General features: G+C 33.3%; 15 protein-coding genes and 3 pseudogenes. 16 read left to right on the forward strand and 2 right to left on the reverse strand.

The window, feature by feature from the left end; genetic code table 11:
- Window positions 1-105: 105 nt before the first annotated feature.
- Window positions 106-558, reverse strand: coding sequence for a GNAT family N-acetyltransferase (locus IEV09_RS11775; RefSeq protein WP_188368513.1), 453 nt, complete (start codon window positions 556-558; stop codon window positions 106-108).
- Between the two features lie 151 nt (window positions 559-709).
- Between IEV09_RS11775 and sufC the strand changes: the two genes are divergently transcribed.
- From sufC to sufB, 5 genes are read left to right on the forward strand one after another with little or no spacing between them, the layout of a single operon-like run.
- Complete coding sequence (gene sufC / locus IEV09_RS11780; protein ID WP_188368514.1) at window positions 710-1,483, forward strand: Fe-S cluster assembly ATPase SufC; 774 nt, start codon at window positions 710-712, stop codon at window positions 1,481-1,483.
- A gap of 16 nt (window positions 1,484-1,499) precedes the next feature.
- Window positions 1,500-2,792, forward strand: coding sequence for a Fe-S cluster assembly protein SufD (gene sufD / locus IEV09_RS11785; protein ID WP_188368515.1), 1,293 nt, complete (start codon window positions 1,500-1,502; stop codon window positions 2,790-2,792).
- Entirely contained in the window at window positions 2,792-4,024 is a 1,233-nt protein-coding gene (locus tag IEV09_RS11790) for a cysteine desulfurase (protein WP_188368516.1), read from the forward strand. Before sufD ends, IEV09_RS11790 begins: the two co-directional genes overlap by 1 nt.
- Complete coding sequence (sufU, locus tag IEV09_RS11795) at window positions 4,011-4,472, forward strand: Fe-S cluster assembly sulfur transfer protein SufU (RefSeq protein ID WP_188368517.1); 462 nt, start codon at window positions 4,011-4,013, stop codon at window positions 4,470-4,472. Before IEV09_RS11790 ends, sufU begins: the two co-directional genes overlap by 14 nt.
- Before the next feature lie 12 nt (window positions 4,473-4,484).
- Complete coding sequence (sufB, locus tag IEV09_RS11800; protein ID WP_188368518.1) at window positions 4,485-5,879, forward strand: Fe-S cluster assembly protein SufB; 1,395 nt, start codon at window positions 4,485-4,487, stop codon at window positions 5,877-5,879.
- A 94-nt stretch (window positions 5,880-5,973) separates the two neighbouring features.
- On the opposite strand, the pseudogene IEV09_RS11805 reads toward sufB, so the two are convergent.
- Window positions 5,974-6,858: pseudogene (locus IEV09_RS11805) on the reverse strand (site-specific integrase); the annotation flags it as partial.
- Between IEV09_RS11805 and IEV09_RS12870 the strand changes: the two are divergent.
- The 11 genes and pseudogenes from IEV09_RS12870 to IEV09_RS11855 form a co-directional block, all read left to right on the forward strand.
- Window positions 6,851-6,976 (forward strand): annotated as a pseudogene (locus IEV09_RS12870) (helix-turn-helix transcriptional regulator); the annotation flags it as partial. The pseudogenes IEV09_RS11805 and IEV09_RS12870 overlap by 8 nt on opposite strands.
- A gap of 23 nt (window positions 6,977-6,999) precedes the next feature.
- Window positions 7,000-7,372 (forward strand): annotated as a pseudogene (locus IEV09_RS11810) (zinc-ribbon domain-containing protein).
- Between the two features lie 22 nt (window positions 7,373-7,394).
- A complete protein-coding gene (locus tag IEV09_RS11815; protein ID WP_188368519.1) occupies window positions 7,395-7,904 on the forward strand; it encodes a hypothetical protein in 510 nt (169 codons plus the stop codon).
- 58 nt (window positions 7,905-7,962) lie between these two features.
- Entirely contained in the window at window positions 7,963-8,904 is a 942-nt protein-coding gene (locus tag IEV09_RS11820) for a DUF4767 domain-containing protein (protein WP_188368520.1), read from the forward strand.
- A 484-nt stretch (window positions 8,905-9,388) separates the two neighbouring features.
- Window positions 9,389-11,173, forward strand: coding sequence for an AAA family ATPase (locus tag IEV09_RS11825; RefSeq protein ID WP_188368521.1), 1,785 nt, complete (start codon window positions 9,389-9,391; stop codon window positions 11,171-11,173).
- A gap of 17 nt (window positions 11,174-11,190) precedes the next feature.
- On the forward strand, window positions 11,191-12,114 hold the full coding sequence (locus IEV09_RS11830; RefSeq protein ID WP_188368522.1) for a retron St85 family effector protein: 924 nt from the start codon (window positions 11,191-11,193) through the stop codon (window positions 12,112-12,114).
- Between the two features lie 169 nt (window positions 12,115-12,283).
- Window positions 12,284-13,297: a retron St85 family RNA-directed DNA polymerase gene (locus IEV09_RS11835; protein ID WP_188368523.1), complete on the forward strand. Its 1,014-nt coding sequence runs from the start codon at window positions 12,284-12,286 to the stop codon at window positions 13,295-13,297.
- Between the two features lie 537 nt (window positions 13,298-13,834).
- Window positions 13,835-14,053, forward strand: a complete 219-nt coding sequence (locus IEV09_RS12875) for a relaxase/mobilization nuclease domain-containing protein (protein ID WP_188368552.1) — start codon at window positions 13,835-13,837, stop codon at window positions 14,051-14,053.
- A gap of 84 nt (window positions 14,054-14,137) precedes the next feature.
- Entirely contained in the window at window positions 14,138-14,461 is a 324-nt protein-coding gene (locus IEV09_RS11845) for a hypothetical protein (RefSeq protein ID WP_188368524.1), read from the forward strand.
- An 808-nt stretch (window positions 14,462-15,269) separates the two neighbouring features.
- Window positions 15,270-18,446, forward strand: a complete 3,177-nt coding sequence (locus tag IEV09_RS11850; RefSeq protein WP_188368525.1) for an SIR2 family protein — start codon at window positions 15,270-15,272, stop codon at window positions 18,444-18,446.
- Window positions 18,447-18,775: 329 nt separating this feature from the next.
- Window positions 18,776-19,867 carry a DUF2971 domain-containing protein gene (locus tag IEV09_RS11855; RefSeq protein ID WP_188368526.1) on the forward strand — a complete coding sequence of 364 codons (1,092 nt, stop codon included), beginning with the start codon at window positions 18,776-18,778 and terminating at the stop codon, window positions 19,865-19,867.
- The last annotated feature ends 13 nt before the right edge of the window (window positions 19,868-19,880 follow it).

A 19,880-nucleotide genomic window follows, 5' to 3' on the forward strand; every position in this document is an offset into this window, starting at 1 on the left:
TAAGAGAATGCGTAATCTAAAATATTAGTTTTTGTTTTTAACACTGTCTACTTGACAGGGAGCACTTCAATTCTCGGTATTTTGTGATTTTTTTGTATTAATGTATTAAACGGTATAAATCATCCGTTTTTCACCATTGACGGGATTGAAATCATTTAATAAGGTAAAGCCAAAAGATTCATAAAAAGGATAGGCTTTTTTATTTTCAGGATGAACGCGTAAATAAACTTTTTTAGCTTTGTGCTGTTGTAGTAAATAATTTAGAACGGTTTTAAAGAGAGCATGTCCATAACCACGATTTTGGTATTGTTGATCAATCATAAAGCGATCGAGCCAAATCGAGTGTTTTTCTTTATCTGAAGAGCCAATCATTGAAAAGCCAACGAGTTGACCATCAACGTACAAAGCAATGGGCAGCCAGTCATGTTCTTTAACATAAGTAGCTTCTAAAAGAGAATCCCAATTGGTTTCGATTAGATGCGTTTGGTGCGGAGCGACGGTTAAGTGAGCGACTTGTTTCCAATTTTCACGAGTGACAGGCTTAAGTTGATATTTCATAAGGTTCGCCTCCGTTTTTCCTTCTTTCCTTATTTTACCTAAAATTCAAACCTTTGGTCAATAAATTGAATTATTGAGTTTCAATATTTGAGTTTCATTCTCAATTAGTCTACAATGAATGAGAATGAAAAAAATTATTGGAGGTATTTGCATGTCCGTTTTAGAAATCAAAAACTTACACGTGTCAATTGAAGATAAAGAAATTTTAAAAGGCGTGAACTTAACAATCAACACAGGAGAAATTCACGCAATTATGGGTCCAAACGGAACAGGTAAATCAACGTTATCTGCAGCAATTATGGGCAATCCAAACTTTGAAGTGACTGAAGGGGAAATCCTTTTAGATGGCGAAAATATATTAGAGTTAGAAGTAGATGAGCGCGCGCGTTTAGGTCTATTTTTAGCAATGCAATACCCAAGTGAAATCCCAGGAATTACCAATGCGGAGTTCATGCGTGCAGCAATTAATGCCAAGCGTGACGAAAACGATAAAATTTCAGTGATGCAATTCATTAAAAAATTAGATGAAAAAATGGCTTTATTAAACATGGCTGAAGAAATGGCTGAACGTTACTTAAACGAAGGCTTCTCAGGCGGAGAGAAAAAACGTAACGAAATCTTACAATTATTAATGTTAGAACCAACTTTTGCGATTTTAGATGAGATTGATTCTGGTCTAGATATCGACGCACTAAAAGTTGTTGCAAAAGGCATTAACGAAATGCGCGGAGACAATTTTGGTTCATTAATTATTACGCATTACCAACGTCTATTAAACTACATCACACCAGATGTGGTTCACATTATGATGGACGGCCGTGTCGTAATGACTGGTGGCGCTGATCTTGCGAAACGTTTAGAAGCAGAAGGTTATGCTGGAATTAGTCAAGAACTAGGTATCGATTACAAAGAAGAAGAAGCTTAAGAGGAGGTTTTTATTGATGAAGAAAAATTTACAAGACTATTTAGGCGCTGTAAAAGTTTTTTCGGCCATCAAAGAAGAACCGACTTGGATGCTGGAATTACGAGAACAAGCTTTAGAAAAAGCTGCAACATTAGATTTCCCAACGATCGAGCGTGTCAAATACGAACGTTGGCCACTTTTTAACATTAGCGAAGCGGCTTTAGATGGTGAAACAGCTGAAATCAATGCGGTGCCAGCGTTTGATGATATGAATAACCATCCAATGGTGGTGCAACAAGACGACGTGACGATTTTTGAACAATTACCGATTACGTTATCGAACCAAGGCGTCATCTTTACCGATTTATTTACAGCGATGTTGAACCATCCAGAATTAGTCAAAGAATACTACATGACAAAAGCGGTGCCGATGGACGAAGACAAGATGACTGCAGCGCATGCAGCATTCATGAATAGTGGGATGTTCTTATATGTACCGAAAAATGTCGTGATTGAAAAACCGTTAGAAGCGATTTTCAACCATAACCAAGCGTTAGGACACCACTTCTACAAACACATTTTAATCGTCGCTGAAGAAAACAGTGAGTTTAGCTACTTAGAACGCTTTAAATCAGAAGGCGTAGCAACAGAAAAACTTTCAGGTAATATCGTTGTTGAAGTCATCGCTAAAGCAGGTGCGAAAGTGAAATTTGCTGCGATTGATCAATTAGGCGAAAACATTTCAACGTATATCAACCGTCGTGGTTACTTATTACGTGACGCTTCAATCGACTGGGCAATTGGTGTCATGAACGATGGTAACATTGTGGCAGATTTTGATTCAGAATTAGTGGGCGAAGGTTCACACTCTGAAGTTAAAATTGTTGCAATCAGTGCCGGTCGTCAAACACAAGGAATCGATACACGCGTAACCAACCGTGCGCCGCATTCAATCGGTCACATTTTACAACACGGTGTGATCCGTGAAAAAGGCACGTTAACTTTTAACGGAATTGGTCACATTTTACGTGGTGCTAAAGGCTCAGATGCCCAACAAGAAAGCCGTATCTTAATGCTTTCAGACCAAGCACGTGGCGATGCCAACCCAATTTTATTAATTGATGAAAATGAAGTAACAGCCGGACACGCAGCCAGTTCAGGACGTGTGGATCCAGATGAAATGTACTACTTAATGAGTCGTGGATTACGTAAAGAAGATGCGGAACGTCTAGTGATTCGTGGGTTCCTAGGATCGGTTATTACAGCGATTCCAGTTAAGAGTGTCCAACAAGAATTAATCGACGTGATAGAAGGGAAGCTGAATGACTAATGAATAGCGAAACGCTCCGTCAAGATTTTCCGATATTAGATCAGATTGTGAATGATGAGCCGCTAATTTATTTAGACAACGCAGCAACGACCCAAAAACCAACGGCCGTAACCCGTGCCATCACTGATTATTACAATCAAAACAATGCCAACGTTCACCGCGGTGTCCATACACTGGCAGAACGTGCAACAACCCAATACGAAAACGCGCGTGAAACAACTCGTCGTTTTATTAATGCCAAAGAAACAGCCGAAGTCCTATTTACACGCGGGGCAACGACGAGTTTAAACTGGGTTGCACAAAGTTTTGGTGATTTAAAAGTCAAAGAAGGCGATGAAATCGTCATCTCGTACATGGAACACCATGCGAATATTGTCCCTTGGCAACAATTAGCCAAAGCCAAAAAAGCGACACTGAAATACATTGAACTAACGGCAGAAGGTGAACTTGATTTAGCTGATGCCAAAGTAAAAATTACCGATAAAACAGCGATTGTTGCTTTGACTCACGTTTCAAACGTCCTAGGAGTCGTCAATCCAATTAAGGAATTAACGGCTTACGCCCATCAAAAAGGCGCAGTCATGGTGGTTGATGGTGCGCAATCCGTGCCACATATGAAAGTTGACGTCCAAGATTTGGACTGTGATTTTTATGCCTTTAGTGGCCATAAAATGTGTGGACCAACCGGAATCGGTGTCCTTTACGGGAAACGTGAATGGTTAGAACAAATGGAGCCCATCGAATTCGGTGGCGAAATGATTAATTTCGTTCACCTACAAGACAGTACGTGGGCAGAATTACCATGGAAATTCGAAGCTGGTACGCCCAACATGGCGGGAGCCATTGGTTTAGCGGCAGCCATCGATTACTTGGAAACGATCGGTATGGATGAAATTCATGAATACGAAGCTGAAATCGTGCGTTACGTTTTACCAAAACTTGAAGCGATTGAAGGCCTAACAATTTATGGCCCAACCGATCCAGACAAACGCACAGCCGTGATTGCTTTTAACATTGACGGTGTCCATCCGCATGACCTCGCAACCGCGATGGACATGCAAGGAATTGCCGTTCGAGCAGGTCACCACTGTGCACAACCATTATTAAAATATTTAGATGTTTCATCGACCGCCCGCGCGAGTTTTTACTTTTATAATACAAAAGCAGAAGCCGACAAATTGGTCGAAGCCATTTATGCAACGAAGGAGTTTTTCAATCATGGCCCTATCTAGACTAGATAACTTATACCGCCAAGTGATACTGGATCATTCAAGCCATCCACACCATCACGGCACACTAGGGGAAGACAGCCAAAAAGTTGAATTACACAATCCAACGTGTGGCGATGTCATCACCTTAGAAGTCCAATTAAAAGACAACGTCATCGAAAAAATTGCTTTTTCAGGCCACGGCTGTTCAATTAGTACAGCCAGTGCTTCAATGATGACCGACGCCGTGATTGGCAAAACCTTAGCAGAAGCTAGCGAACTGTCTGAATTATTTTCAGACCTCGTTCAAGGTAAAGACGTCGATGCCGAACCATTACAAGATGGTAGCATGTTAGGTGGCGTAGCAAAATTCCCTGCACGAATTAAATGTGCGACACTCGGCTGGAAAGCACTCGATCAAATCATTGCCAATCCAGAACTAAAAGAGTATAAAGAAAATATCGAAGAGTAGGAGTGAGAAAACATGAGTGGTGTACCAGAATTAGAAGAATATCAATATGGCTTCCATGATGACTTCCAACCTGTTTTTAGTACAGGGGAAGGCTTAACAGAAGAAGTCGTTCGTGAAATCTCACGCGTAAAAGATGAACCAGAATGGATGCTTGATTTCCGCTTAAAATCATTAGCAGCCTATCACAAAATGCCGATGCAAAAATGGGGACCAAGCTTAGATGACTTGGACTTTGATGCCATCAAATATTACCAAAAAGCCAGCGACAAACCAGCAAGAAGCTGGGATGACGTACCAGATAAAATTAAAGAAACATTCGAACGTATCGGAATTCCAGAAGCAGAACGTGCTTACTTAGCCGGCGCCTCTGCTCAGTATGAATCAGAAGTGGTTTACCACAACATGAAAGAAGAATTCCAAAAATTAGGCATCATCTTCACTGATACCGATTCTGCGTTGAAAGAATACCCAGAAATCTTTAAACAATATTTCTCAAAATTGGTTCCGCCAACAGATAACAAATTAGCTGCCTTAAACTCGGCTGTTTGGTCAGGTGGTACATTCATCTACGTACCAAAAGGCGTACGTGTTGACGTGCCATTACAAACATACTTCCGTATTAACGCAGAAGGAACCGGACAATTTGAGCGTACCCTAATCGTTGTTGACGAAGGCGCAAGCGTACACTACGTAGAAGGCTGTACCGCACCAACGTATTCAACAAACAGCTTACATGCTGCGATCGTTGAAATCTTTACCTTAAAAGACGCTTACTGCCGTTATACAACCATCCAAAACTGGTCAGATAACGTCTACAACTTAGTAACCAAGCGTGCCCGTGCTGAAGCAGGCGCAACCGTTGAATGGATCGATGGAAACTTAGGTGCCAAAACAACCATGAAATACCCAAGTGTTTTCCTAGAAGGTGAAGGCGCACGTGGAACCATGTTATCCGTCGCATTTGCAAACGGTAAACAAATCCAAGATACCGGTGCCAAAATGATCCATAACGCACCAAACACTTCAAGCTCAATTATTTCAAAATCAATCGCGAAAAGCGGTGGTGAAGTGAACTACCGTGGACAAGTAACATTCGGTAAAAATAGTGCCGGCTCGATTTCACATATCGAGTGTGACACAATCATTATGGACAACGAGTCAAAATCAGACACGATTCCATATAACGAAATCCACAACAGCCACGTAGCGTTAGAGCACGAAGCGAAAGTATCAAAAATTTCAGAAGAACAATTATATTACTTAATGAGCCGTGGCCTAACAGAAATTCAAGCGACCGAAATGATCGTTATGGGATTCGTTGAGCCATTTACAAAAGAACTACCGATGGAATATGCGGTAGAGTTGAACAGACTGATCCAGTACGAGATGGAAGGCAGTGTAGGATAATCTTTAAATATGAGCTAGAACCCTTGATACATATAGGTTCTAGCTTTTTTATTGTGCCTAAATATCAGAATTGACCAGCTTTTGACCAGCTTTTTTACTGGTGAGCCATCATATCAGCAAAGTCTTGACCTGTTTTCTTAGGTGCGTTGTTTGTAATGTGTGCATAGATGTCTAATATCACTTTACTATTTTCATGCCCTAATCTTTGCTGAACCACCTTGACAGATTCTCCAGCTTCTAATAGCAAACTAGCATGTGTATGTCTGAACCCATGAGGAGTGATACGAGGTAAGTTATACTTTTTCAAAATATATCTTAACCAATCATTCACAGTGTTTGGAATGTACAGAGTGTTTTTTAGCGTTGTAAAAACATGTTGCTCTTCTGAGCTCGTATTATAGCCTAGTTTAAGATACTCAGTTCTCTGTTGAATCTTCCAATCATTTAAGATTGCTAAAGTCCCCTTATCAAGAGAAATCGTTCTTCTTGAGGCTTTAGTTTTAGGCGTTTGGATTATGATGTTTTTATGTTCGTCAATAGCTACAGTTTTGTTAACATGTAGTTCTTTATTAAACATATCAATATCTTTCCATTGTAACGCAAGGACTTCACTTTTTCTCATCCCAGTATATGCTAGTAATCTAAAAAAAGCATTTTGTTTAGTGTTTCCAAAGTCCCTGAATGCATCTAATAAGGTATTTAGTTCATCTTTGGTATAGAACTTTCGTTTTACCTCATACTCTTTGTGTTTAGGACGGATTGTTTTTCTCATAGGGTTGCTATCAATATATTCCATAGAAACGCCATAAGCTAAAATTTGTCCAGTCTGTTTTCGAATAGAATCCCACATCTTATACTTTGCGTGCCATTTGCTTAAGACTTTTTGGCAATATGGGACAGAGATATCCGTTAACTTCAATTTACCAAACTCAGGTAGTATCTGATTTTTAGCAAATCTAACAGATATTGCTGCTGAGGAGATGTCTGTTACTCAGCAATCGGAAGTAGGGAGAACTGTTCCTAAGCCCTATCAAATGAAACAACTGGCAGAGATGCTAGAAGTCACTATGGACGAATTATTTTATGAAGTTATTTAATGTAAACGAGGAGGAAGAAAAACATGTATTGTAGTAAATGCGGAACTAAAATAGAAGAATCAGCAAAGTTTTGCCCATCTTGCGGAGCATCTCAAGGAAAGGAATCTAATTTTAATATATCTCAGGCTTCTGATAGTGTAGAAAAGTTTGTTAACGAGGCTAGAGTACAAATTAACAATGGAAAGCAGTCAGGAGTCAGGTAAGCTCTATATGGTCATTGGTTGGGTATCTATGGTCATTTCTTTGTTGTTTATACCTGTCCTATTTGGGGCTATAGCAGTTATTATGGGGTACTTGTACCGTAGTTATGATGAGAAGCACGGAACTATCTTAATGATTGCAGGAGTAGCAGGAGCCATTTTAGGCTTTCTTATAGGTGCTTCTGTTGGGTACTAAAAAACGAGAGGTGAGAGGAAGTTTGCGTAATAATAAAGTATGGATAAAGGGGCTATTATTAGTGCTGTTACTACTTTCTGTGTCTGGCTGTATTAATAAAAATAAGTCCGCTTATGGGTACTGGACAGGAGTAGATAATCGAGACGGGGTTACCTTTGATATTCATGTAACTAAAGACCACATTATTATGTTAGAAGACAAGAGAGCTACTAAATATAAATATAAGATTGAAGATTTTGCTGGCCGTGATACTATGGCAATTTCAGGGAAAGAGCTAGCTAGACATATTAAGGGGATGGACAATAAAACAGATTCTTTTGTTAAAGTTAGTTTGATAAATGATGATAAGGACAATCCATTCTTAAATATGCTTACAAATATGGAAGGGAGGCTGTCAGATGCGCAGTTATATCCTATAGATAAGTCAGACAGTCCGCTGAGTCGTGTAGAAGGCTCGGGTGGCTCATGGATTATGTTATTAATACCTATTGGGCTATTTCTATACTTGTATAAAAAAGAAAGTAGAGACTAGATAAGACACGTTTTAAATGATAACATTAAAGCCTATTATTAATCTGGAGGAGAGCATTATGAAAAAGCTGACAATTGCTCTTTTGGTTGTGTGTAGCCTGATGTTGTCGGGATGTAGCAAGAAGGAAAAAAGAACAGAACAAAAGCCAATAGCAAGTGAAGAGACTTCCGTTACAAACTCGCAGGTAAATAAAATAAATCCATCTGAAACAGATAACTCATCTCAAGACAGTAACTCTGAGGTGCTATGGAACTCAGAAAAGGCAAGAAAACTCAATCAATTTGTAATTGAATGGGGCAAAACAATGAAGCAGAATTACAGGGAGTATACACCTGAGAATAATGTCAGCCTCTATGATTTGCAATTACCAAAAAGAGTTTTAGAAGAAGGTGGCTGGCAAGCAGTTGTAGATGATGTTCCGATTGAAATTGCTTGGTCTGAGGATGGAGAAGGAGACGGATACGCCTTGGTAGCTGTTTTCTCAGATGCGGACACTCAACCATACCTAGAGAAGCATGTATATTTCTTTACGATAGTTTCAGGGGAGCCCAAGGTGCTTGTCACGTCACAGAACCAAGGTAACGAGAATAATTACCTATACTTTAAAGAGACGGACAATAAGGAGCTTAGAGATGGGTTCAAAGACCTTATGAGAGGCAATGAGGCACGTCTAGAGAGTACGGCAACCAAAGAGAAGCCAGAACAAATCTATCTGGGAACAATAGCTTATAAAGACTTAGATATAACTAATTTTATTCAAGAGAAAGCACAATGGTTAGGCTGTTCTATAGAAGACGATGGGACAACAATTAATCTAATTCCTGCAATGTCAGCCACGATTCAGAATTTGCAATTGTATATCTCAGGGCAAGGAAACGAGGAGTATTACACTAATTTTCTTGATGTAGCTAAAGAAGTGAGTCTACAAACAGGTGGGAAACCAGTGAGTATTTGGAGTCGTGGAGGAGATGGAGAGATTGTTATAACAGCTCAAAATTGAGCCATTACATTCAGTTTATAATACCTGTAATAATAGGATGGATGACCCCACCCCGTTGTTTTTTGCCCCAATAGAGGGTACCTTTATATGAGCATACAGAGCTCACATGGGGTACTCTTTTTTTGTGTTTTGTAAAAGGATAAAGAATTTTGGTATCTGAAACCTATCTGAAATAACGAGATAGAGATGTTGATACAACAGTGTTTTAGCGTTTCAGATACAGGTGAAACAAAATATATTTTTCGGTTTGAAATCGTTGAAATGTTCCACAAAGTAGTGGGAGATAATGTATCTGAAACAGACCTACAAAAGTTTCAGATATTAAACTGAACGATACAGTATATTTGTGAAAAGTATCTAATATTAGAATCTTACTAATTTATAGAAAATAAGGTATCATGTTAAGTGAGAACAAAATTATATTTCTTAATCAATCAAAAGAAGTTGCTTAATAATCAAACCGTATAGAAATTGGAGGGGGAAAATGAGATTAGAAGAAATAAAAATAAAAAGATTTAGAGGTTATAAAAATTTAACAGTTTTAAAAGTTCATGATTTAACAGCTTTAATTGGAAAAAATGATGCAGGAAAATCAACTATTTTAGAGGCTTTGGAAATTTTTTTTAACAATAAAATTGCGGTTTGTGAAAAAGATGATTTGTCCATTAATAGTAAGGAAGATTCTATTGAAATAAGTTGTGTTTTTTCTGACCTTCCTAAAGTTTTAACTATAGACACTAGTTCAGAAACTTCTTTAAAGGATGAATTTCTTCTTAATAAAGAAGGACTTTTAGAAATAAAAAAGATATTTAAGTGCTCTAGTCAAAAGCCGAAGCCAGTAACAGTAGTCATTTGTGAGCATCCTGTAAATGAAAATTATAATGATTTATTGTTATTAAAGAAAGCTGATTTGAAAAAGAGAGCTCAACTGTTAAATATACCTGATGAATACTATTCTGCTAATAATAATGTGAGTATGCGTAAAGCAATTTATAAAAATTGTAATAATTTAGAGTTATCTTTACAAGAGATAAACGTTGATAAAGAAGATTCAAAAAGAGTTTACACAGAGATAGAAAAATACCTTCCGATGTTTGCTTTATTTCAATCGGATAGAAGCAGTTTAGATTCAGATAGAGAAGTATCAGACCCCATGAACATTGCTGTTTCTCAAGCTATTAAAGGTCTTGAAGAGGAAATAGATAAAATAAAAAAAGAGGTACAAGTTAAAACAATAGAAACGGCTAATAGAACACTTGAAAAATTAAAAGAAATGAATAGCGAATTAGCTAATTCTTTAACACCTAGATTTAAAGCTGAACCCAATTTTAATAAACTATTTAGTGTATCGATTGATTCTGATGAAGGTATTTCAATTAATAAAAGAGGAAGTGGGGTTAGACGGCTCATACTATTGAATTTTTTTAGAGCTGAAGCAGAGAGACGTCTAAAAGAAAATGGAGAAAAAGAAAATATAATATATGCTTTTGAAGAACCAGAAACATCTCAACATCCTTCACACCAAAAAATGCTTATACAATCCTTTATAAAACTCTCACGCTCTGACAATTGTCAAGTTTTATTAACAACACACACACCTGCGTTAGGGGAACTATTACCTTTGGAAAGTTTAAGATTAATAGATAAAAAAGATGGAGAACCAGTAATCCTTGAAGGAAGTCCAGAAGTCTATATTGAAATTGCGGAAACTCTAGGGGTTTATTCAGAAAATATTCCATCTAAAACTAAAGCTATAATTTTAGTTGAGGGAAGAGATGATTTGATTTTTTTAAGACATCTATCTGAAGTGTTTAAGGATGCTGAAGTTGTTACTGCAACTTTTGAAGATAAAGATATAGCTATATTGCCTACTGGGGGATGTAAAAACCTAAAACTATGGGTGACTATGCAGGTTGTACAGCAGTTTAGTGTACCATGGGCGATTTTTATGGACTCAGACAAAGAGTCTGAGGATGCAGAAACTTCCAATATGAATATAGTATCACAATATAGAAGTGAAGGTGCTACTGCAATAACAACCCAGAAAAGAGAAATTGAAAATTATCTACACCCATCACTATTTGCAGAAGAATATGTTATTTCCGATTATAACGATGTGAAGAAAGAAATTGAAAAGAGAATAATATCTAAAAGATGGACAGATATGACATTTGCGCTAATACAGGAACGAGAGAGATATCAAGATGAAACAGGGAAAGAGCATTTTGAACTACAGGAAACAGTAAAGCAACTGTTAGATATTGTTTAGTATATTTGGAGGGAAGTATGTCTGAGAAAATTATTTTAAGAAATTCTACTAAATATCAACTTATTAAAATTATAGAAATTTTTGAGAATTTAGCTGAAAATATGACAAATATTTTTTTATGTGGCGGAGCATCATACAAAAATAATATATCCTTTAGAGATAAGCTAAATGATTATTTAGCATCTAAAAAGAATAGTAATGTCAGAGTTTTTTATCCAGAAGAGTTATTCATTAGTTTGATGAACACTGATAAGAAGCAAAATATGTTAGATTTAGAAAACTTTTTAGTTCATAATAGTGATGTGGTTTGCATTATAGCCGAAAGCGTAGGTTCTTTTGTTGAATTAGGAGCATTTGTAAATAATGAAGTTACAAAGGAAAAAGTAGTAGCCTTGGTTGAAAAAAAATATCAAAGAACTAAAAGTTTTTTAATGCTTGGACCAATAGATATGTTACAAAAACACAATAAAGATAGTGTTATTTTTTATAAAGTAGATGAAGTTGAAAAAATTGGTAATGAGTTATTAAACCTTATAAAATATAGACGTCAAAAATTATGGTTTAGTGGTTTGAAATTGGATACCATTGTAGGCATGAGTTACTATGTTCTTCTAGTTCTTTATTTTTATGAGAGAGTAAGCTTCAGTACGCTAAAAAAATATGTGGAATTTGCTTTGAACTTTTCAAATATCAAACTAGAATATTCTGTGGATATTCTTTTAAAGGCATCACTAAAACTATTATTTAAGGAAAAACAAATAATAAAAAATGCAAATCATACTTATTCATTATCTTTAAAAGGGATTGTGGATATTAGAAATATACTAGGGGTAGAGACACTTAGTGATTTCGGAAATAAAAAACGGTTACGAATTCATACTGATGCAAGATTGTATGATGAATTAAAATTTGATATAATGAGGAATAGATATTATTCATAATAAAATCCTCTTGTTAGATATCTCCCAATTGGGTATACTAGCGATGTTTCGTCGCTGTCAGTGGAATACACGCAATTCGAATGTTAAAGTCTTTCCCCCAACTCACTACAAAGTAGTAACTCGTGGAAAAGACTTTAAAAGCTATTTTTGGTAATGAGAGGAGATTATTATGAACAATGTTAATAGCCGACCTTTTTTATTGGGGATAAACGGCTTACCTGTTATGACGAACATTAGCGATATTTCAAGGCAAATTGGAATTTCGTCTCGAAGAATATATGAGTATACTAATTACACATCGTCGTTTTATCATACATTCGAAATACCTAAAACGGATAAAAGTATAAGGATAATAAATGCTCCTTTTTCTGGACTTAAAATGGTCCAGAGATGGATACTAGAGACTATATTATATAAAATAAAAGTTGATACTCCTTCTTATGGTTTTCTCAAAGGGAAAAAATCACCTACAAAACAAAATGCCGAAATACATAGCAATAACTTATATCTTTTTCAGACAGATATTATCAACTTTTTTACAAACGTAGATTTTAAGAGAGTCTATAGTATTTTTTTGAAGATAGGATATAATAAAGAGGTTAGTTTAACGTTAGCGAGACTTTGTTGTTTGGATGGTTACCTTCCGCAGGGAGGCGTTACATCTCCCTATTTATCTCACCTTGTTTGTTTCAGAATGGATAGAAGAATTATGGGACTTTGTCAAAAAAGAGAAATAGTTTATTCTAGATACGCAGATGATATTACGCTATCTTCTGACAATAAAAATGACTTGAAAAAAGCTCGCGTTTATTTAGAACAGATTATTAGCGATGAGGGATTTGAAATTAATCCAAGAAAAACTAGGTATTCATTTCAAAAAAAATTAGTCACAGGACTTACTATACATAATAATAAGGTACTAGTTCCTCGAATTTTAAAAAGAGAACTACGTTCTAAAATATATAATACTATAGTTTTTAATGACTATAGCTCTTGTGAGGTTATATTAGGTTATGTTAGCTATATCAATTCTATAGAGAACGGTTATATTAATAAAGTAAAGGATTATATTGAAACTTTATTAAATAATAAATCTATTGAACCAGAGAGGCTGTCTATTATTCGATTAAATTATAAAAAATCACCTCTAGGTTCTTGGATGGAAAATGTGCATACACAATAAATTTTTGATTTGTAGTTTATTTATAATTAAATAAAAATATTGAGAGAGTAAACCTCTCAATATTTTTTTGCTCCCAATAAGAATATCTAATTGACCAGATTTTGACCATCTTAATTTGATAAACATTGATAACTATTGATTAATTGAACTATGATTAGTGGCTTTCATTCCTTGTTTTGACAATGAATGATACTGGTTGAAAACTCGATTCCAATATGGAAGGGTCAGTTGGCTAGTCATAATATTTAAGCTCAAAACGTTGTTAATTCAATGTTTTGAGCTTTTTTTTATGTCTTAGTCCATCTGGAAAATAAAAATGTGTGGCAATGACGGAGGTAAATTATCATGGTGAGATTGAGGAGCACTTATTCAAATGAATAGGACACATACGAAGAAGGATCAATCCAAAGATAGGACATAATCTTATCCAATGTTCATTTATTTGATAAACAGACATCAAATGAACTTACCTATGAAGAAATGCGCACTATTACTGTTCAGTTTTCAGAAAAATCTTTTCCAAATTGCTAAGTCCTTATCGCAAGTTATAATGACAAGGAACACTTTCATAGTCATTTAGTTATTAATAATATAGATTTAAAAAGGGGAAAGAGAATTCGTATTGACCCGAAAGATTTAGAATGTATGCGAAACATTAATGATGAAACGTTACTTGAAAGTGATTTAAATCCTATCGATAATTCTTATTATGAAAAGTTAAATAATATGATAATCGAGAAGCATTTATTCTACTAGGGAAAAATAAAAAGTCTAGAAAAGAACAAGAGCAATATATTGAACGAACATTTAGCGCGAGAAAACTAGGAATAGATTATTCTTTTGAGTCAATTTCATCATGATAATATCTTCAATCCTGATATAGATAATAAAAAAGCGTTAGCTTTAGTAAGTGGTGTGAATTTTGAAAAAGGAGAGCTAGATATTCCCTTTGTAGAGATTTCTAATTCGGTTAAAGGACAGTTTAAGCATCCGAGGGGGAGTAATTCCTTTTTGTCTTATTCAGATTTTTTAACTGTTGTAGACGATTATTTTGATTCAACTGTTTATCTCAAAGAGGATAATGAATATGAAATTAAACTACATACGTATGTCGAATCTCTGACATTAAGGAGTAAAAAAAAATCAAAAAATACAGATAACTAAAAATGATGAAAAGCAAATATACCATTCAGAAAATGGGATTATGAATGCCCCACATACACCATCAGCCAAAGAACTTCATTATCAAATAAATCGTGTAATGAAGGACGATTTGAAGATGCATAGGGCAAAAAACGATTACGAATCTACACAACGAGTTATTAATAATCAGCAACAACGACAACAAGGTTTTGAAATGGATTACTAAATTGTTCTTTCCAGTTCAAATGTAGGAAGAGAATGAATGGAAAGTAGGAGAATTAAGCCCTTACGCGAGCTACCCATGTACTTTCCAGTCCGCTACGCGGGCTACTTTACTGGAAAGTATATGGTGAGACGCTGCTCTCTGAGGAAGCAAGCTCCCTACAGTCTCCCAGAAAATAAGAAAGTTGGATTAATATGAAAGAAGATATTTTTAATTTCAATTTATCATTAGCAGGAGATACAACATTTATTCATTGTAATAAATGTTATGAAGCATTTACGGTTGGGCAATTTAGAAAAAATAATGAACGTTGCCCAGTATGTGGTATCGATTCATCAGAAATATTGTCGTGGAAACAATCAAGATATTGGAATAATAGTTTACCAAGGTACGATACCCTCAAAATGGAGTGAAATATAGTTTGTTTTCCAAAGATGAAGAAAACGTGACATAATAAGAGAAGAAGTAAGGTTTAAATAAGCCTTACTTCTTTTTCTTATGTAAGATATAATAAAGAAATAAAAATAAATGAATTTATAAAGTTAAAATCATTAAACAGATTATAGATATTATTGTTGTAAGGATAAAAAGAGGGAGAATATAGTGATGGGAAAATATTATACAGATCAAGAATTCGAAGAGATAGTACAAAGCCTTGCTGAAGCGGTGAATGACTTTAATTTAGTTGTTTTTGTTGGAGCAGGCATATCATTATCTCAAGGCTATCCAAACTGGAATGGGTATGTCGAAAAATTAATTCACTACTGGCAATTTAATATACAACAGCATTCAGAAACAGATGGAAAAATTACTAATAAATTACTTTCTCAATTTGATCAAATCTTGAAGTCTAATAATACTAATAAAAAAAAAATTGATTTATTACATACACTTTTAGAAAAATTATTAGGAGATAAATTTGAAAAAGTTAAATTAAATTTTGAAGAATATTTTTTTAATAATGTTTTACCAGATTATATAGAGAATCCAATTTTAACAGAATTAGTCAAACTAGATCCAATTTTTATTACATCGAATTATGACTTTGAAATCGAAAAACATTTGAAAAGATCAAAACAAAAAGGTTCTTTTAAACCAATAAATAATATTAATGAATTTGTAAATACAGGAAATGAACTTCGACCAGGTGATGTATTACATCTGCATGGAACTACAGAAGGAAGCTGGGAATACTTTATTAATTCAACTATGGATTATTCACGGCAATATCTAAAGAAGTCGGAAGATTTTATAAAATTAAGTAGTTGGTTTGCAGATAAAGAGCCCGTTGTTTTATTTCTAGGTAGCAGTATGGAAGAGGAAGAGATTTTATCTTTACTTCCATCAACCACAAAAAATTTTGCGTTAATGAAAGCAAATTATAATGAAACCAGTGAATTTAGAGATATTTACAATCAAACATATCAAAAAAATAATACGACTAAAATATTTTGGTATGGAGATACTTATGAAGAACTACCTATTAAAGTAACTGAAATTGTTAAAGAGGTTCAAAAAATTCGTAGAGTTCCTGATAGTTTAGATGATTGGAGTAGTTTGCATAGTGTTTCGTTAAATGATACTGAGTATAGAAAAATTTTTGAAAAATACGCTAATAATGCGAAGTTTCTGTTTGATATGTTTAAGACCGAAGACTGTGAGCTCCAAAAGAAGATTTTAAAAAATTCATTAGATAGTGAAATATTAATAGAAAAAATAATCAATATTAGTAGTTTCTGGGAAATGCTTAAAAAAGTAGAAGATTTAAATGATGATAGTTTAGCTAAAATAATTAGAATTTTTCAGGAACAAAATTTATATATTTATTGGACCGAAGTTTTTGATGTTTTTGAAAAAATAAGTAAGAAAACAGATGCTCTAGATATAGAAAATATTAGAAAAAATCTATCTAAAACTGAAGATATCACGTGGACTAGGTTCTCTGAAGATCCTGATATAATGGGATGTTGGTTAGTGAATCAACTAAGTAAAGGTCATTTATTATCTAGAAACATTTATCTGAATAGGGATGAACCTTTCTCTGTAAATTTAAAGAATGAAATGATTTCAACTATTGTTGAAGCTACATCTGATGAGGTAATGTACCGTTATTCTTCATTTAAGAGTCTTATCTCAGATGATTTAATAAAAATAATTTATGAATCGATGTTAAATAAAACAATGTTTTTAGAAAATGAAATGATTTTGAAAAACTTTCCTAGTGAACTGTTAAAATCCAGATTATTTCAAAGAATATTGGTAAATATAGCTAATATTAATTGTATTGAGGAGTCTATTATTGAAATATTAATTAAAACCATTGATTTTAAAGATTCAATCTTTGGAACTGAATTGAATATGTTTATAAGTAAATTTGGTTCGAAAATTTCTAGTCTAGATAAAGAACCACTACCTGATTATAAAGATGGGTTTGGTGAAATTAAGGGTGGTGCAGTAAGAGAGAAATCATTTATTAATAGTAATGAAATTATTATTAATAATATAGAATCAATATTAAAAATTTTACTACGAGAAGATAAAAAAGAACGAGATTTTGAAAAAGATTTTCTTGTAGAAAAAACCTTTTCTGCCACATCTAATTTTCTTATTGAAACATTAAAAATGCAAGATCAAGCATCTGAAAAAATCAAGAAATTGCTTGAATCTAAAGGGATTTTTTTATACGAAAAATATGAAAAACTGTTTGTAGGTATATTGATTGACGAAGAATTAGATGATGGAATTAAAGAAAGTGCGTTAAAAATTGTAGAAAATGAATTTAATTTAAACTCATTTAGTTTTGAAATAGAAAAACTTTTTGAATACTATATTAATAATAAACCGTTAGATAGTTATCTTATCAGCAAATTGTTAGAAGTAAACGTAAACAGATTGGACTCAAGTTATATATATATTGATAAAGAAAGACCTAAATTGCTAGAAGTTAATGATTTTATTAATACAGAATTAGGGAGATATCTAAAGATTGTAATTGAAATTGTGAAGAAAGATAACTCTAAAATAGATGATTTTGAAAGAGTAATTAACACTATTGAAGCGAGCGCTTTTAAAGAGTTTTATAGAGGTGCTTTGTATGAAGTAATTGATAATTTAGATGTGAAAGAGATTACAATTAATACATTTGAAGGATACTCTTATTCCTTAATAGGTTTCCGAGAAGAGGATATATCAAAATTTGAAAGTGTAGGTAAAGATATTTTAAGTAAAGGATATGTTAGTAATTTTAATCAAAATAATTTATTTCGTTTATCACTTCATACGATTAATCCAAAGGAAAATAGTGTTAATTGGACTCAAATAAATTTCTCTAGTTTATTGTCATTTATTTTGAAAAGTGAGCTTGATTTTCCTTATGAAAAACAATGGTTAGAGGAAATTTTAATAAGAGATGAGGAAGGTAAATATGGAGCTAGCATTTTTCACTTAATTGGTGATAGTGAATCTAAGTTAGATAAATTAAATCTAATTCATATGATTTTTGAACAATTTGTTAAAGATTATCCAAGTAAAATAAGTATTGGTTTATTGCCAAATATTATGGAAGAGCAAAAAGAAGATTTTAGAAAAGAATTATTAATTAATTTATTCTTCCTATTATTAGATAATTCTAAAATCGTAGAAGATTATTTTGTTAGCAAAGTGCCAATAAATTTATTGAAATATATGGGTCCGGAGTCTCAAAAAAAATTAGCAAACCATGAAAATTTATCAACTATTCTTTCTCCTTTAGAAATTGAACAATTAAAAAGAGAAATACTCTAAGAGTAATCGATTGATATTGATTGTTATTTATCACTATAAATTTCGGAGTTATTTTAAATTCATCACTAATAATGTTCACATTAATCCTTCAAATAACTTCTCTATCTGTTTTATTGGATACGATAGTGGGTACGTTTAAGTAGATATCAAGTAATATTTATAGATATTATCTATAGATAATACTACCAGTCAACTATTAGTAATTGTAGTATATTACCCGCAATAATATAAAAAAGAGTCATTGGAAGGGTTAGTAGGTTAAAAATAATTAGAAATACTAGGAAAGTTTTATTTTAAGGATTCAAAAAAACACTGAGATGGGGTAAATAATGAATAAAATAGAATTTTCAAAAGATGATGTTGAAGAAAATTTAGGCTCATCATTTTATAAATATTCAAAAATAGATTCTGGAGTGGATTGTAGAAATTGTTCAGAATGTGAAAGTTGTAAACAAAAGAAAGAAAAAAGACTTCAAGATAAACTACAAGGAGAAGTTTATTTTTCAAGTCCTCTAGATTTTAATGATATTTTAGACTCCCAATTGGAATCTAATTATAATAACAACGATATAGATACTAATAGATTTAGATTAAAATTGAGAGAACTATTTTATAAAGAAATTGAAGAAACTGGAATAAATTTGATAGATGAATATATTCGGAATTTTGATGAAATAAAAAATGGTAATAAAGAAATAATAAAAAATTTAAGAAAAAAACAGTTAGAAAATACAGGGATTCTTTGTTTTACAGATAATAATACAAATGCTACTATGTGGGGTTATTATGCTGACAATACAGGGATTTGCATCGAGTATGATACAAGAAATTTAGTTTTTGATATTGTAACAGATTTAGTATCGAAAATGAGTCCAGATTTAACTAATTTGCTAATTGAGAAAAAATATAATGAGAGTGATCGTGATATTAGTACTAAGCCAAAAAGAACGCAATTTGCAAAAGAGATATTTTGTGATAAAACTGAAGTGAGTAAATCGATAAAAAACAATAAAGTTTTACTAGATCGTACTGTTGAAGAAAGAGTGTTTTTTGTTCAGAATGTATATACAAAAAGATTATGGGGAAGAAAAGTTCAGTATTGTAGTTCTAGCGAATTGAATCAAATTAAATCTTCTCTATTTGATAACAAAACTGAATTAAAAGTAACAGGAAAATATTTTACTAAAAATGAGTTTTGGCAACATGAAAATGAATATAGATTTATTTTGTCGTTAGGCGGTCGTAAAGTTATTAAACTTAGAGAGAAAACTATAAAATCGATTACTTTTGGTTATAACACAGAAATAAAAGTAATAAATAGTATAAAAGAGATTGTCAATAAAACTCAGTTTGGCAATAGTATTAAGTTTAAAAAAATAAATATTGAAAATAATAATTTGATCGCAAAAGAATTAAATTAAAAACGTAATGTAG

This window comes from Enterococcus alcedinis, from assembly GCF_014635985.1.
Classification (GTDB): Bacteria; Bacillota; Bacilli; order Lactobacillales; family Enterococcaceae; genus Enterococcus_I; species Enterococcus_I alcedinis.